Source organism: Arenimonas soli (assembly GCF_014643775.1).
In the GTDB taxonomy this organism is placed as follows: domain Bacteria; phylum Pseudomonadota; class Gammaproteobacteria; order Xanthomonadales; family Xanthomonadaceae; genus Arenimonas; species Arenimonas soli.
Genome location: NZ_BMKC01000001.1, coordinates 1,158,753 through 1,171,962 on the forward strand (window position 1 = coordinate 1,158,753; position 13,210 = coordinate 1,171,962).

General features: G+C 71.3%; 14 protein-coding genes. All 14 read left to right on the forward strand.

Annotated features, from left to right (window positions below):
* Positions 1 to 17: 17 nt before the first annotated feature.
* The 14 genes from IEX13_RS05620 to fabG are packed head-to-tail and all read left to right on the forward strand — an operon-like array spanning position 18 to position 13,206.
* Complete coding sequence (locus IEX13_RS05620) at positions 18 to 287, forward strand: acyl carrier protein (protein WP_188662074.1); 270 nt, start codon at positions 18 to 20, stop codon at positions 285 to 287.
* A gap of 2 nt (positions 288 to 289) precedes the next feature.
* Positions 290 to 823, forward strand: coding sequence for a COG4648 family protein (locus IEX13_RS05625; RefSeq protein WP_188662076.1), 534 nt, complete (start codon positions 290 to 292; stop codon positions 821 to 823).
* Positions 813 to 2,495, forward strand: coding sequence for an ApeI family dehydratase (locus tag IEX13_RS05630; protein WP_188662078.1), 1,683 nt, complete (start codon positions 813 to 815; stop codon positions 2,493 to 2,495). Before IEX13_RS05625 ends, IEX13_RS05630 begins: the two co-directional genes overlap by 11 nt.
* The gene (locus tag IEX13_RS05635) at positions 2,492 to 3,241 is read left to right on the forward strand and encodes a glycosyltransferase family 2 protein (RefSeq protein WP_188662080.1); all 750 of its coding nucleotides are present in this window, start codon (positions 2,492 to 2,494) and stop codon (positions 3,239 to 3,241) included. The genes IEX13_RS05630 and IEX13_RS05635 overlap by 4 nt, the downstream gene beginning before the upstream one ends.
* Complete coding sequence (locus IEX13_RS05640) at positions 3,241 to 4,185, forward strand: lysophospholipid acyltransferase family protein (RefSeq protein WP_188662082.1); 945 nt, start codon at positions 3,241 to 3,243, stop codon at positions 4,183 to 4,185. Before IEX13_RS05635 ends, IEX13_RS05640 begins: the two co-directional genes overlap by 1 nt.
* Positions 4,175 to 5,719: an HAL/PAL/TAL family ammonia-lyase gene (locus tag IEX13_RS05645; RefSeq protein WP_425489002.1), complete on the forward strand. Its 1,545-nt coding sequence runs from the start codon at positions 4,175 to 4,177 to the stop codon at positions 5,717 to 5,719. Before IEX13_RS05640 ends, IEX13_RS05645 begins: the two co-directional genes overlap by 11 nt.
* Positions 5,709 to 6,125, forward strand: a complete 417-nt coding sequence (locus IEX13_RS05650) for an acyl-CoA thioesterase (protein WP_188662086.1) — start codon at positions 5,709 to 5,711, stop codon at positions 6,123 to 6,125. Before IEX13_RS05645 ends, IEX13_RS05650 begins: the two co-directional genes overlap by 11 nt.
* Positions 6,125 to 6,748, forward strand: a complete 624-nt coding sequence (locus tag IEX13_RS05655) for an outer membrane lipoprotein carrier protein LolA (protein ID WP_188662088.1) — start codon at positions 6,125 to 6,127, stop codon at positions 6,746 to 6,748. Before IEX13_RS05650 ends, IEX13_RS05655 begins: the two co-directional genes overlap by 1 nt.
* Positions 6,741 to 9,050: an MMPL family transporter gene (locus IEX13_RS05660; protein WP_188662090.1), complete on the forward strand. Its 2,310-nt coding sequence runs from the start codon at positions 6,741 to 6,743 to the stop codon at positions 9,048 to 9,050. The genes IEX13_RS05655 and IEX13_RS05660 overlap by 8 nt, the downstream gene beginning before the upstream one ends.
* Before the next feature lie 23 nt (positions 9,051 to 9,073).
* The gene (locus IEX13_RS05665; protein ID WP_188662091.1) at positions 9,074 to 10,315 is read left to right on the forward strand and encodes an NAD(P)/FAD-dependent oxidoreductase; all 1,242 of its coding nucleotides are present in this window, start codon (positions 9,074 to 9,076) and stop codon (positions 10,313 to 10,315) included.
* On the forward strand, positions 10,303 to 10,842 hold the full coding sequence (locus tag IEX13_RS05670; RefSeq protein ID WP_188662093.1) for a DUF3261 domain-containing protein: 540 nt from the start codon (positions 10,303 to 10,305) through the stop codon (positions 10,840 to 10,842). Before IEX13_RS05665 ends, IEX13_RS05670 begins: the two co-directional genes overlap by 13 nt.
* A complete protein-coding gene (locus IEX13_RS05675) occupies positions 10,839 to 12,023 on the forward strand; it encodes a beta-ketoacyl-ACP synthase (protein WP_188662095.1) in 1,185 nt (394 codons plus the stop codon). The genes IEX13_RS05670 and IEX13_RS05675 overlap by 4 nt, the downstream gene beginning before the upstream one ends.
* Positions 12,020 to 12,481 carry a hotdog family protein gene (locus IEX13_RS05680; RefSeq protein ID WP_188662097.1) on the forward strand — a complete coding sequence of 154 codons (462 nt, stop codon included), beginning with the start codon at positions 12,020 to 12,022 and terminating at the stop codon, positions 12,479 to 12,481. Before IEX13_RS05675 ends, IEX13_RS05680 begins: the two co-directional genes overlap by 4 nt.
* Positions 12,478 to 13,206, forward strand: coding sequence for a 3-ketoacyl-ACP reductase FabG2 (gene fabG / locus IEX13_RS05685; RefSeq protein WP_188662099.1), 729 nt, complete (start codon positions 12,478 to 12,480; stop codon positions 13,204 to 13,206). The genes IEX13_RS05680 and fabG overlap by 4 nt, the downstream gene beginning before the upstream one ends.
* Positions 13,207 to 13,210 lie beyond the last annotated feature (4 nt).

Consider the following 13,210-nt stretch of genomic DNA (forward strand, 5'->3'; position numbering starts at 1 on the left):
GTACGAGTTCCAGGAAAATGACCAAGGACCAGCTCTTCCAACGCATCGTCGGCATCCTGCACGACACCTTCGACATCGACCCGGCCCGGGTCACCCCGGCCTCGCGCCTGGGCGAAGACCTGGACATCGACAGCATCGATGCCGTGGACCTGATCGTGCAGCTCAAGCCCCTGCTGGGCGGCAACCTCAAGCCCGAGGCGTTCCGTTCCGTGCGTACCGTGCAGGACGTCGTCGACGCGCTGCACGCGATGATGCACGCCGGCGACGGTTCCGCCGCGGTCGGCTGAACATGCGCGCCGCGACCGGCCTGGCCTGGCTGGCGACCCTGCTGTACCCGCTAGCCGTCTGGTTTGGCCTGGCCCACTGGGAAGCGCGCTGGGTCGCCCTGCTGCTTTTGCTGGTGGCCGGCCTGAGGGCCCTGGCGTCGCCCGATGCGATCTGGCGCGTGGCGGCCGCCGGCGCCGGCCTGCTGGTGCTGGCCAGCTTCCTGGCCAATGACGGCCTGCCGCTCAAGCTTTACCCGGTGCTGGTGAACCTGGCGTTGCTGGGCGTGTTCGCCACCAGCCTGTGGCGCCCGCCGACCGTCATCGAACGCCTGGCCCGCCTCCAGCAACCGGACCTGCCGCCGGAAGCCATCCCTTACGTCACCCGGGTCACCCAGGTCTGGTGCGGGTTCTTCCTGGTCAATGGCGGCATCGCCCTGTGGACGGCCCTGGCGGCCTCCGACGCCACCTGGGCGCTGTACAACGGCCTGATCGCCTACCTGCTGATCGGCGCCCTGGTCCTGGGCGAACGCCTGCTGCGCCCGCGCCATGAGCCCTGACGTGCGGCTGCCGCTGGCATGCCTTTGCCAACCGGGCCGTCTGCCCGGCGAACGCGAGATCGTGCCGGGCCTGCGGGCGCCGGACTGGCTGGCACGCGTTGCCGCCTGGCGCCAGGCCCTGGCCGCCGTGCCCCCGGGCGACGTGGCCCTGTTCACCGAAGACGCGGGCGAGTTCTCCGCCGCCCTGTTCGGCGCCTGGCAGGCGGGGCGCACGCCCTGGCTGCCGGGCGACATGCTGCCGGCCACGCTCGAACGCCTCGCCACGCAGGCAAGCCTGCGCCTGGGCGACCTGCCCGGGGCACTTTCGGCCGATGCCCCCGGCGACCCGGCGACCTTGACCGCCCTGGATCCTGCAAGCTGCCGACTGGTGCTGTACACCTCCGGTTCCACCGGTGAACCGAGTGCGATCAGCAAGTCCCTGGAACAACTCGACCGCGAGGTGGAAGCCCTGGAGAGCGCCTTCGGCCCGCGGCTGGGCAAGGCCCAGGTGCAGGGCACGGTTTCGCACCAGCACATCTATGGCCTGCTGTTCCGGGTGCTGTGGCCGCTGTCGTCAGGGCGAACCTTCGCGCCGCGGCGGCTGGCCTTCAACGAACAACTGACCGCCCTGGGCAAGACGCCGGTGGCGCTGGTCGCCAGCCCCGCGCACCTCAAGCGGCTGCCGGCGAACCAGGACTGGTCGGGCCTGGCCGGCGGCCTGCGGGCGGTGTTCTCTTCGGGCGGACCGCTGCCGCCCGACGCGGCGCTGGAGGTGCGCCGGCTCTGGGGCCAGGCCGCGATCGAAGTATTCGGCAGCACGGAAACCGGCGGGGTCGCCTGGCGCGCCCCCGGCGGCGAGCAGGCGCCCTGGCAGGCCCTGCCGGGCGTGCGCTGGCGCATCGAGCAGGGCCGCCTGCACCTGCAGTCGCCGCACCTGGGCCACGATCACTGGCTGGCCACGCAGGACCGCGCCGAAGCGTCGCCGCTGGGCGGTTTCGTGCTGCTCGGGCGCGCCGACCGCATCGTCAAGATCGAAGAGCGCCGCGTCTCGCTCGAAGCCATCGAAGCGGCACTGATCGATGCTTCCTGGGTCACCGAGGCACGGGTCGTCCCCTTGCCGGGGCACCGGATTCTGCTGGGCGCGGCGATCGTGCCGTCGCATGAAGGCCAGGCCCTGCTGGACGCCGAAGGGCGGGCGGCCCTGGCCAACCGCCTGCGCGAGTCGCTGGGCGGCCGGGTCGATCCGATCGCCTGGCCCCGGCGCTGGCGTTTCCTCGACGCGCTGCCCATCGACGCCCGCGGCAAGATGCCGCAGCGTGACCTGCTGGCGCTGTTCCGCCCGCACATGCCCACACCCGCCTGGCAGGAACGAAGCGCGGCGCGCGTGCGCCTGCAGCTGGACGTGGACCCGGGCCTGGCGGTGTTCGACGGCCACTTCCCCGAAGCCGCCATCCTGCCGGGCGTGGCCCTGCTGGACTGGGCGAACCGCCTGGGCCGGCAGGCCTTTGCGATCGAGGGGGGCTTCGAAGGCATGGACGCGGTGAAGTTCCAGCACCTGGTGCGCCCCGGCGACCGGCTCGACGTCGAACTGACCTGGCAGGCCGCGAAGGCACAGCTGGGCTTCCGTTTCAGCTCCGAAACCGGCGTGCACGCCAGCGGCCGGCTGCGCTTCCGGGCGGAGCAGGGCACATGAGCCAGGAATTTTCGCCGCTGGTGGTCGTGCCGGTCTTCGACCACCCGCAGGCCATCGAGGGCCTGGTGCAGACCCTGCGCGGCCTGGGCGCCCCCTGCCTGCTGGTGGACGACGGTTCCGGCCCGGAGTGCGCCGCGCTGCTGGCCCGCCTGGCCGCGGAGTCCCCGGACGAGGTGTCGCTGCTTCGCCTCGACCACAACCAGGGCAAGGGCGCGGCGGTGATGGCCGGCCTGCGCGAAGCCGGGCGCCGCGGCTACAGCCACGCGCTGCAGATCGACGCCGACGGCCAGCACGACGCCCGCGACGTGCCACGCTTCCTGGCGATGGCGCGGGAAGCGCCGGGCGCCGTCGTCAACGGCCGCCCGATCTACGACGACTCGGTGCCCCGGGCGCGGCTCTACGGCCGCTACGCCAGCCACGTCTGGGTCTGGATCAACACGCTGTCGCTGGCGATCCGCGATTCGATGTGCGGGTTCCGGGTGTATCCGCTGGCGTCGACCCTGGCGCTGCTCGATCGCGAACACATCGGCACGCGCATGGATTTCGACACCGAGATCCTGGTGCGCCTGTACTGGCAGGGCCTGGACGTGCGCGACTGCCCGACGCGGGTGACCTACCCGGAACACGGGGTCTCGCACTTCCGGATGCTGCGCGATAACGTGCGCATCACCGCCATGCACACGCGGCTGTTCTTCGGCATGCTCTGGCGCCTGCCGCGGCTGCTGGCCCGCAAGGTGCGCGGCTGATGCGCTCGCATCACTGGGCCGAGGTGGGTGAATCGACCTTCGTCGGCGGCACCTGGCTGCTCTACGGCGTGCACCGTGCGCTGGGTCGCTGGCCCTTCCTGGCCTGCCTGTACCCGGTGGTGCTGGCCTACTGGCTGGGCAGCCCGCTGGCGCGCCGCAGTTCGCTCGAGTACCTGCGGCGCCTGCATGCCGCCGAACCGGGCCTGTTCGCCCGGCGGCCAGGCTGGCGCGCCAGCCTGCGCCACTTCACTTTTTTCGCCGAGACCCTGCTCGACAAGATGCTGGCCATCGGCGGCCGCATCCCGCGCGAGCGCGTCCGCTTCACCGGCTACCAACCCATGCTGGCAGCGTCGCGCGAAGGGCAGGGCGGCATCATCGTCACCGCGCACATGGGCTGCCTGGAACTGATGCAGGTGGCCGCCACCTGGCGCGAAGGCCTGCGGGTCTCGATCCTGGTGCACACCGCCAACGCGCAGCGCTTCAACCAGATCCTCGACCGCATCAATCCCGAGGCCAACGTGCGCCTGCTGCAGGTGGGCGACTTTTCGCCCGCCACCGCCATGATGCTGGCCGACCGGGTCGCGGCCGGCGAGTTCATCGCCATCGCCGGCGACCGCGTGCCGGTGGCCGGCGACCGCATCGCCCGGGCGAACTTCCTGGGCCACGAGGCCGAGCTGCCGGCCGGCCCTTACCTGATGGCCGCCGTACTGCGCTGCCCGGTCTGGCTGCTGTCCTGCCAGCACGAAGGCGAGGGCTACCATGCCCGCATCGAATTCATGACCGCGCGGGTGGCCCTGCCCAGGCAGGACCGGCAGGCGGGCCTGGATGAACACGCGGCGCGATTTGCCGACTGGATGGCGGCGCGGCTGCGAGAATCCCCGTATGACTGGTTCAACTTCTATCCGTTTTGGGAACCCAGCCCCCATGGCAAGCGTGATGACTGACCCGCGTCCGATCGACATCGACGGCAGCCCGCTGCGCATCGAGGACGTGGCCGACCTGGCCCGCGGCGATGCCCGCTGCCGCCTGTCGGACGACGCCGGCTTCCAGGGACGCATCAATCGCGGGGCCGAGTTCGTCGACCGCCTGATCGCCGAGGACGGCGCCGTGTATGGCGTCAGCACCGGCTACGGCGATTCGTGCACGGTGGTCATTCCGCCGGCCCAGGTCGCCGAACTGCCGCATCGCCTGTACACCTACCACGGCGTTGGCCTGGGCCGCTTCCTGGACCCCGAAGAGACCCGGGCCGTGCTGGTGGCGCGGCTGGCGTCGCTGTCGCAGGGCATGTCGGGGGTCAGCCTGGGCCTGCTGCGCCAGCTGCAGGCCCTGCTCGAGCACGACATCCTGCCGCTGATCCCGGCGGAAGGTTCGGTTGGCGCCAGCGGCGACCTGACTCCGCTTTCCTACGTTGCCGCCGTGCTGTGCGGCGAACGCGAAGTCAGCCACCGCGGCCGCATCCGTCCGGCCGCCGAAGCCCTGGCCGAACACGGCCTGGCGCCGCTGAAGCTGCGGCCCAAGGAAGGCCTGGCGATCATGAACGGCACCGCCGTGATGACCGCGCTGGCCTGCCTGGCCTGGCGGCGCGCCGACTACCTGGGCCGCCTGGCCACGCGCATCACCGCCTTCAACGTGCTGGCCAGCGACGGCAATGCCCACCATTTCGACCAGGCCCTGTTCGCGGTCAAGCCGCACCCGGGCCAGCAGCGGGTCGCCGCGCGGCTGCGCCAGGACCTGGCCTCCGACCGGCCGCCGCGCAACGAACTGCGCATCCAGGACCGCTATTCGCTGCGTTGCGCCCCGCACGTGATCGGCGTGCTCGAAGACGCGCTGCCCTGGCTGCGCGCCAACATCGAAAACGAACTCAACAGCGCCAACGACAACCCCATCATCGATGCCGCCCAGGAAATGGTGCTGCACGGCGGCCACTTCTACGGTGGCCACATCGCCTTCGCCATGGACTGCATGAAAAATGCGGTCGCCAACCTGGCCGACCTGCTGGACCGGCAGATGGCGCTGCTGGTGGACGCACGCTACAACCACGGCCTGCCGGCCAACCTGTCGGCGGCCTCGGGCGACCGCGCCGCGCTAAACCATGGCCTCAAGGCGCTGCAGATCAGCGCTTCGGCCTGGACTGCCGAGGCCCTGAAGCTGACCATGCCGGCCTCGGTGTTCTCGCGCTCCACCGAATGCCACAACCAGGACAAGGTGAGCATGGGCACCATCGCCGCCCGCGACTGCCTGCGCATCATCGAACTCACCGAACAGGTGACGGCGGCGCTGCTGGTGACGGCGCGCCAGGGCGTGGCGCTGCGGCGTGCGCTGGAGCGCGACACCGGCCTTTCCGCGGCCCCGGAAGAAATGCTGGTGGACCTGGGCCGGCGCGTGCCGCTGGTCGTTGAAGACCGTGCCCTGGACGGCGAGCTACGGCAGTTGATCCAGGCCATCCGCGACCGCGCCTGGAGCCTGTATGAAGACTGAGTTCAGCGCCGAAGTGGCGCTCACCCCGGCCTTCCACGACATCGATCCGATGGAAGTGGTCTGGCACGGCCACTACGTCAAATACTTCGAGCTGGCGCGCTGCGCGCTGCTGCAGTCATTCGACTACGACTATCCGCAGATGCGGGCCTCGGGCTTCGCCTGGCCCATCGTCGACCTGCGCGCCAAGTACGTGCGTTCGGCGCGCTACGGGCAGTCGCTGGTGGTGCGGGCAACGCTGGTGGAGTGGGAAAACCGCCTGAAGATCGACTACCAGGTGCGCGATGCCGACACCGGCGAGGTGCTCACGCGCGCCACCAGCATCCAGGTGGCCGTGGACGTGGCCACCGGCGAGATGTGCTTTGCCTCGCCCAATGCGTTGCTCGAGCGACTGGGGAAGGCGACGTGATGCGGCGCTGGTTCGCCCTGCTGTTCCTGGCCGCCGGCCTGGCGCAGGCGCCGGCCGCGGCGCGCGGCGACGAAGCGCTGCCCGGCGTGCGCGCCCGCATGGAACAACCCGAGGTCCTGCGCGGGCGTTTCGAACAGGAAAAACACCTCGAGGGTTTCCGCAACCCGCTGCGTTCGGCGGGCCGGATGCTGCTGGTGCGCGAGCGCGGCATCGCCTGGGACACCACCGAACCCTTCGCCTCCAGCGCGGTGCTGACCCGCGACAAGCTGACCAGCGAACTGCCCGACGGCAGCCGGCAGACCCTGCTCGATGCCGCCGACGGCCCGGCGGCCAGCGCCACCGCCAGCCTGCTGATGGCCCTGGTGGCCGGCGACCTGGACGTGCTGGCGGAACGTTTCGACATCGAAGAATCCCTGCTCGACGACGGCACCTGGCAGCTTGAACTCAAGCCCCGCGAACCGGCGCTGCAGCGGGTGTTCGCCCGTTTCCAACTCAGCGGCGACCGCCACGTGCGCGAAGTGCTGATCGAGGAAGCCGGCGGCGACACCACCCGGGTGAGCCTGCTCGAGCTGTCGAGCGAACCGGCCTTGCCCAGCCCGGCCGAGGTGGCCCGTTTTGACTGAAGCCCGTCGTCCGCGCGCCTGGGCCTGGCTGGCCCTGGCCTGGCTGGTCGCCGTTGGCGCGCTGGCCTGGCAGCAGGCCGGATTCTGGCGCGAGGGCCGGCTCGACAGCGACGTGCTGGCGCTGCTGCCGGGCGCGCACGAAGACCCCCGCCTGGCGCAGGCCAATGCCCGCCTGGCCGAGGGCGGAACCCGCCAGTTGGTCGTGCTGCTGGGCCACGCGGACTGGGCCACGCTGCGGCGCGGCGCCGAGGCGTTCAGCGCCAGCCTGCACGAGGACCCTCGCCTGACCGCGCTGGCCGACGACGGCGCGGCGGACGCGGCGATGTCGGCCTACGCGCCTTACCAGCGCGGACTGCTGACCCGCGAGCAGCGGCAGCGGCTGTCGGACACCGATCCGGCCACGCTGGGCCGGCAGGCGCTGGCGCGACTGTTCGCGCCGGGATCGGCGCCGGGCTGGGCCGCCGATCCGCTCGGCCTGGAACTCGACTGGTGGCAGGCGCGGGCAGGGCAGGGGCCGGTGCCCCGCGACGGCTTGCTGGCCATCGAAGAGGCGGACCGGCACTGGGTCGTGCAACGTTTCGAACATATCGGTTCGCCCTTCGCGCTGGACGGCGAACGCCATCTGCAGTTGGCGCTCGAGCGCGCCCATGCCGCGGCCGAAGCCGCCGCCGGCCAGCCCCTGCAGCGCCTGCAGGCCGGGGTTCCGCTGCACGCCGAAGCCGCGGCGGCGCAGGCGAGCCGGGAAGTCGCCACCATCGGCCTGGGTTCGCTGGCCGCCGTGCTGCTGCTGGTCTGGCTGGCCTTCCGCAGCCTGCGGCCGATCCTGCTGGTGGGTGTTTCGCTGGTGGTCGGTGTTGCCGCCGGCGTCGCCGTTACCGCCTGGTGGTTTGGCCAGGTGCACCTGCTGACCCTGGTGTTCGGCGCCAGCCTGGTCGGCGTGGCCGAGGACTACGGCATCCACTATTTCGCCAGCCGCCAGCAGGACCAGTCGCCGCCGCGGCCGCTGATGCGACGCTTGCTGCCGGCCCTTTCGCTGGCGCTGGCCACCAGCGTGCTGGCCTACCTGACGCTGGCGATCGCGCCATTTCCCGGGCTGCGGCAGATGGCGGTGTTTTCCGCGGCCGGGCTCACAGCGGCCTTCCTTACCGTCGTGCTTTGGTTCCCCTTCCTCGACCGGCAGTCGCCGCGACCGAGCGCCTTCAGCCGGGCGGTGGCCGCGAGCCTGGCGCGCTGGCCGCGCTGGCCGCGCGGGCTGGCCGGCCTGGCGCTGGCGGTGCTGCTGGCGGCCGGCATCCTCGCTGGACTGTGGCAGCTGCAGGTGCGCGACGACCTGCGCAGCCTGCAGGCCTCGCCGGCGGCGCTGGTGGCCGGCGAGCGCGACACCGCGCGCCTGTTGTCCCTGCCCAGCCCCGCGCAGTATTTCCTGGTGCAGGGGCCAACGCCCGAAGCGCTGCTGCGCGCCGAAGAAGGCCTGGTCGACCAGCTTGCCGGCCTGCGCCAACAAGGCGTGCTGAGCGGCTGGCGCGCCGTGTCCGATTTCCTGCCTTCGCAGGCGCGGCAGGCGGGCGACGCGGCGCTGCGCGAGGCCGCGGACGCCGCCGCGCTCGCGCTGGCCTCGGACGTCCTGGAAGAAAACCTGGTGCTCGCGCCGGCACCTGCGCGGACCCTGCAGCCGGACACCTGGCTGGCCGCGTCGGCGTCGCTGCCGCTGCGTCCGCTCTGGCTGGGCGAGCAGGACGGCCGCTGGGCCACAATCGTGCTGCTCGAAGGCCTGGCGCCGGCGTCGGTCGCTTCGCTGGCAGGCGTGGCGGCGGATTCGCCGCACGTGCGCTGGGTGGACCGCACCGCCGCGTATTCGGACCTGCTGTCGCACTACCGGCGCATGATGGGCGGCCTGGTGTTCGCCGCCTACGCCGCCGTCGGCCTGGCCCTGGCGTTGCGCTTCCGCCGCCGCGCCTGGCGGGCCCTGCTGCCGACCGCGCTGGCCGGCGCCACCAGCCTGGGCCTGCTGGGCTGGCTGGGCGTGCCGCTGGACCTGTTCGGCGTGCTGGCCCAGCTGCTCCTGCTGGGCTTTGGCATCGACTACGGCATCTTCCTGCTTGAACACGACGACGACCCGGCCAGCTGGCTGGCGGTTTCGCTGGGCGCGGCCAGCACCACGCTGGCCTTCGGCCTGCTGGCGCTGTCGGCCACCCCGGCCCTGCACAGCTTCGGCCTGAGCCTGCTGATGGGCATCGGCCTGGTCTGGCTGCTTTCCCCCTGTTTCCGCATGCGCCGCGAACCCGGCGCATTGGCCCATTGAATCCGACCTGCGAGACTGCCCCGATGACTGCCCGCACCGAAACCACCCAGGTACTGATCGTCGGCGCCGGCCCGGCCGGTTCGGTCGCCGCCGCGCTGCTGCGCCAGCAGGGACGACAGGTGCTGATGCTGGAAAAGCAGCGTTTCCCGCGTTTTTCCATCGGCGAAAGCCTGCTGCCCCAGTCCATGGAATACTTGGAGCAGGCCGGCATGCTGCGCGCCGTGGTCGAGGCCGGCTTCCAGCACAAGAACGGCGCCGCCTTCGCCCACGATGGCCGCAGCACCACCTTCGACTTCCGGCAAAAATCCAGCCTCGGCTGGGGCACCACCTACCAGGTGCAGCGCGCCGAATTCGACCATGTGCTGGCGCGCGAAGCCGAACGCACCGGCGCCGAACTGCGCTTCGAACACGAAGTGCTGGCCGTCGATGTCAGCGGCGACAAACCCCGGGTCAGCGTGCGTTCGCCGGAAGGTGAAACCTACGAGGTGGTCGCCGACTTCCTGCTCGACGCCAGCGGTTTCGCGCGCATCCTGCCGCGCCTGCTCGACCTCGAACGTCCGTCCCGGTTCCCGGTGCGTGGCGCCATCTTCACCCATGTGCGCGACGGCATCACCCCGGGCGCCGCCGGCTTCGACCGCAACAAGATCCTGATCACCGTGCATCCGCGTCACCACGACGTCTGGTACTGGACCATCCCGTTTTCGAACGGCACCTGTTCGCTCGGCGTGGTGGCTGAGCAGTCCTACCTGGCCAGGTACGAAGGCAGCGAAACCGAACGCCTGCAGGCCATCGTCGGCGAAGATCCCGGGCTTTCCACGCTGCTGGCCAACGCGCAGTGGTCGATGCCGGCGCGGCAGATCGTAGGCTATTCGGCCAACGTCGATTCGCTCTGGGGCCGCAACTACGCGCTGCTGGGCAATGCCGGCGAGTTCCTGGACCCGGTGTTCTCCTCGGGCGTCACCATCGCCTTCAAGTCGGCCAGCCTGGCCGCCGCCTGCCTGGCGCGCCAGTTCGGCGGCGAGACCGTCGACTGGGAGGCCGAGTACGGCCGCCCGCTGCGCGCGGGCGTGGACACCTTCCGGACCTTCGTCGAAAGCTGGTACGCCGGCGGTTTCCAGAAGATCATCTTCCACGAGAACGCCAACCCCGCGATCCGCGAAATGATCTGCTCGATACTCGCCGGTTACGCCTGGGACACGTCCAACCCCTACGTCGCCGATTCCAAACGGCGACTGGGCGTGCTGGAGCAGCTGTGCGCGGCCTGATCGTCCTGCTGCTGGCGGCCGTGATGGCGGGCTGTGCCCCCCAGGCGACGCGTGCGCCGGCCAGTGCCATGCCGGCGCTGGCGCTGTCGCCCGCGGCACTGGGCGGCACGCTGGCACTGGAGCAGAGGCTGGTTTTCGAACACGGCGAACGCCGCGATACCGTCGATGCGCTGGTGGAAGCCGACGCCCATGTCGTGCGCATCGTGCTGCACCGGCAGGGCCAGGTGCTGCTGCGGCTGGCCTGGGACGGCAAGGCGCTGCAGCAGGACCGCGCCGAACAGCTGCCGGACGCCTTGTCCGCGCAGCGCGTGCTCGCCGACCTGCAGCTGGTGTACTGGCCGGCCGATGCCATCAACCAGGCGTTGCCGGCGGGCTGGCAGCTGCACGAAGGGCAGGGCGTGCGCACCCTGGTCCACCAGGGCGACGTGGTCGCGACCGTTCACCCCACCGGCGACAGCGCGGCACGCCTGGAAAACCTTCGCGAAGGCTATCGCCTGCACATCCGCTCCGTGCCGGTGCACCCATGAAGCCGGTCTTCCTCAATGAACTGGCCATGGCCTGCGCGCTGGGCGCCGACCTTGAAACCGTGGCCGCCAACCTGTTCGCCGCGGATGCCCCCGGCGGGCTGGTCGAAAGCGACCTCGCAAGCCCGGGACGACCGCTGGCCATCGGCCGCGTGCCGGGTGAACTGCCTTCGCTGGCCGCGCTCGAGGTGCCCCTGCGCGGCCGCAACAACGCCTTGCTGGAGCTGGCCCTGGCGCCGATCCGCCCGGCCGTCGAGCGCCTGGTTGCGCGCCACGGCGCCTCGCGCGTGGCGGTGGTGCTGGGCACCAGCACCTCGGGCGTGGGTGAAAGCGAAGCCGCGCATCGCGCCTACCTGGCCAACGGCCGCTGGCCGGATTCTTTCCACTACACCCAGCAGGAAATGGGCATGCCGGCGCGATTCGTCGCCAGCCGGCTGGGCCTGACCGGGCCGGCGCACGTGATTTCGACGGCGTGTTCGTCCAGCGCCAAGGCCCTGGCCTCGGCCGCGCGCCTGATCAATGCCGGGCTTGCCGATGCCGTGGTCGCAGGTGGCGCCGATTCGCTGTGCGAATTCACGGTGGCGGGGTTCAGCGCGCTCGGTTCGGTGTCGGCGGCGCGCTGCCTGCCGTTCTCCCGAAATCGCTGCGGAATCAACATCGGCGAGGGCGCGGCGCTGTTCGTGGTGAGCCGCGACGAAGGTCCGGTGCGCCTGTCGGGCTGGGGCGAAAGCTCCGATGCCCACCACATGTCGGCGCCGGAGCCGGAGGGGCAGGGGCCCGAGCGCGCGATCCGCGCCGCCCTGCAGCGCGCCGGCCTGGAACCGGGCGACATTCACTACGTGAACCTGCACGGCACCGCCACGCCGCAGAACGACGCGATGGAAGCCCGGGTGATGGCGCGGGTGTTCGGCGCCGGCACGCCCTGCAGTTCAACCAAGGCGCTGACCGGCCACACCCTGGGCGCCGCCGGTGCCATCGAAGCGGCCATCGCCTGGATCACCCTGGCCCGCAACCCGGGGCGCCACCTGCCGCCGCACTGGTGGGACGGCGCCGTCGACCCTGAATTCCCGGCGATCCACCTGGTGGCGCCCGGCACGCGCGCGCTGCATGCACCGCGCCGGGTGCTCAGCCAGTCCTTCGCCTTCGGCGGATCCAACGCCGCGCTGGTGCTGGAGGCGGCATGAACGAGGCCGTGCGCGCCGCCGTGGAACGCCTGGTGCCGCATCGCGGCGGCATGCTCTGGCTTGAACGCATCGTCGCCTGCGACGGCGAAAGTGCCGTGGCCGAGGCCGTGGTGCGCGACGACCATCCCTTCCTCGACGGTGCCGGCGTGCCGGCCTGGGTCGGCATCGAATACATGGCCCAGTGCATCGCGGCCTGGGCCGGCGGCCAGGCGCTGGCGAAAGGCAGGCCCGTCAGCCCGGGTTTCCTGCTGGGCACGCGCCGATACGAAAGCCGGCGTCCGGAGCTGGCCGTCGGCACCCGCCTGCGCATCGAGGCGCGCCGCGAACTGATGGGCGACAACGGCCTGGGCATGTTCGCCTGCCGCATCCTCGACGGCGACGATGAAATCGCCGTCGCCAACGTCTCGGTCTTCGAGCCGCCCGACCCCGACGCCTACCTGGGAAGAACAACCGAATGAACGCCCGTACCGTCCTGATCACCGGCGCCAGCCGCGGCATCGGCCGCGGCATCGCCCTGCGCCTGGCCCGCGACGGCTTCGACCTGGTCGTGCACTGCCGCAGCCAGCGCGGCCAGGCCGAGGAGGTCGCGGCGCTGGCGCGCGAACTCGGCCGCGAGGCCCGCGTGCTGTGTTTCGACGTCGCCGACCGCGCCGCCTGCGCCGAAGCGCTGGCCGCCGACATCGAAACCCACGGCGCCTACCACGGCGTCGTCTGCAACGCCGGCATCGCCCGCGACAGCGCCTTCCCGGCCATGCCCGGCGAAGACTGGGACGCGGTGGTGCACACCAACCTCGACGCGTTCTACAACGTGCTCCAGCCGGTGGTGATGCCGATGGTGCGGCGTCGCAAACCGGGGCGCATCGTCACCCTGTCGTCGGTGTCGGGCCTGGCCGGCAATCGCGGCCAGACCAACTACAGCGCCGCCAAGGCCGGCATCATCGGCGCCAGCAAGGCGCTGGCGCTGGAACTGGCCAAGCGCGAGATCACCGTCAACTGCGTGGCCCCGGGCCTGGTCGACACGGAAATGCTGGACGAAAGCATCCGCGAGGAAGCCCTGAAGATGGTGCCGCTGCGGCGCGTGGGCACGGTCGACGAGGTCGCCGCCGTGGTGTCCTTCCTGATGTCCGACGACGCGTCCTACGTGACCCGCCAGGTGATATCGGTGAACGGGGGCATGCTGTGAGCCG

What these genes read in the sequence shown, in the direction of transcription:
- IEX13_RS05635 (WP_188662080.1), top strand. Translation starts at nt 2,492, where the DNA reads ATGAGCCAGGAATTTTCGCCGCTGGTGGTCGTGCCGGTCTTCGACCAC.
- IEX13_RS05640 (WP_188662082.1), top strand. Translation starts at nt 3,241, where the DNA reads ATGCGCTCGCATCACTGGGCCGAGGTGGGTGAATCGACCTTCGTCGGC.
- IEX13_RS05620 (WP_188662074.1), top strand. Translation starts at nt 18, where the DNA reads ATGACCAAGGACCAGCTCTTCCAACGCATCGTCGGCATCCTGCACGAC.
- IEX13_RS05675 (WP_188662095.1), top strand. Translation starts at nt 10,839, where the DNA reads ATGAAGCCGGTCTTCCTCAATGAACTGGCCATGGCCTGCGCGCTGGGC.
- IEX13_RS05655 (WP_188662088.1), top strand. Translation starts at nt 6,125, where the DNA reads ATGCGGCGCTGGTTCGCCCTGCTGTTCCTGGCCGCCGGCCTGGCGCAG.
- IEX13_RS05630 (WP_188662078.1), top strand. Translation starts at nt 813, where the DNA reads ATGAGCCCTGACGTGCGGCTGCCGCTGGCATGCCTTTGCCAACCGGGC.
- IEX13_RS05665 (WP_188662091.1), top strand. Translation starts at nt 9,074, where the DNA reads ATGACTGCCCGCACCGAAACCACCCAGGTACTGATCGTCGGCGCCGGC.
- fabG (WP_188662099.1), top strand. Translation starts at nt 12,478, where the DNA reads ATGAACGCCCGTACCGTCCTGATCACCGGCGCCAGCCGCGGCATCGGC.
- IEX13_RS05680 (WP_188662097.1), top strand. Translation starts at nt 12,020, where the DNA reads ATGAACGAGGCCGTGCGCGCCGCCGTGGAACGCCTGGTGCCGCATCGC.
- IEX13_RS05625 (WP_188662076.1), top strand. Translation starts at nt 290, where the DNA reads ATGCGCGCCGCGACCGGCCTGGCCTGGCTGGCGACCCTGCTGTACCCG.
- IEX13_RS05650 (WP_188662086.1), top strand. Translation starts at nt 5,709, where the DNA reads ATGAAGACTGAGTTCAGCGCCGAAGTGGCGCTCACCCCGGCCTTCCAC.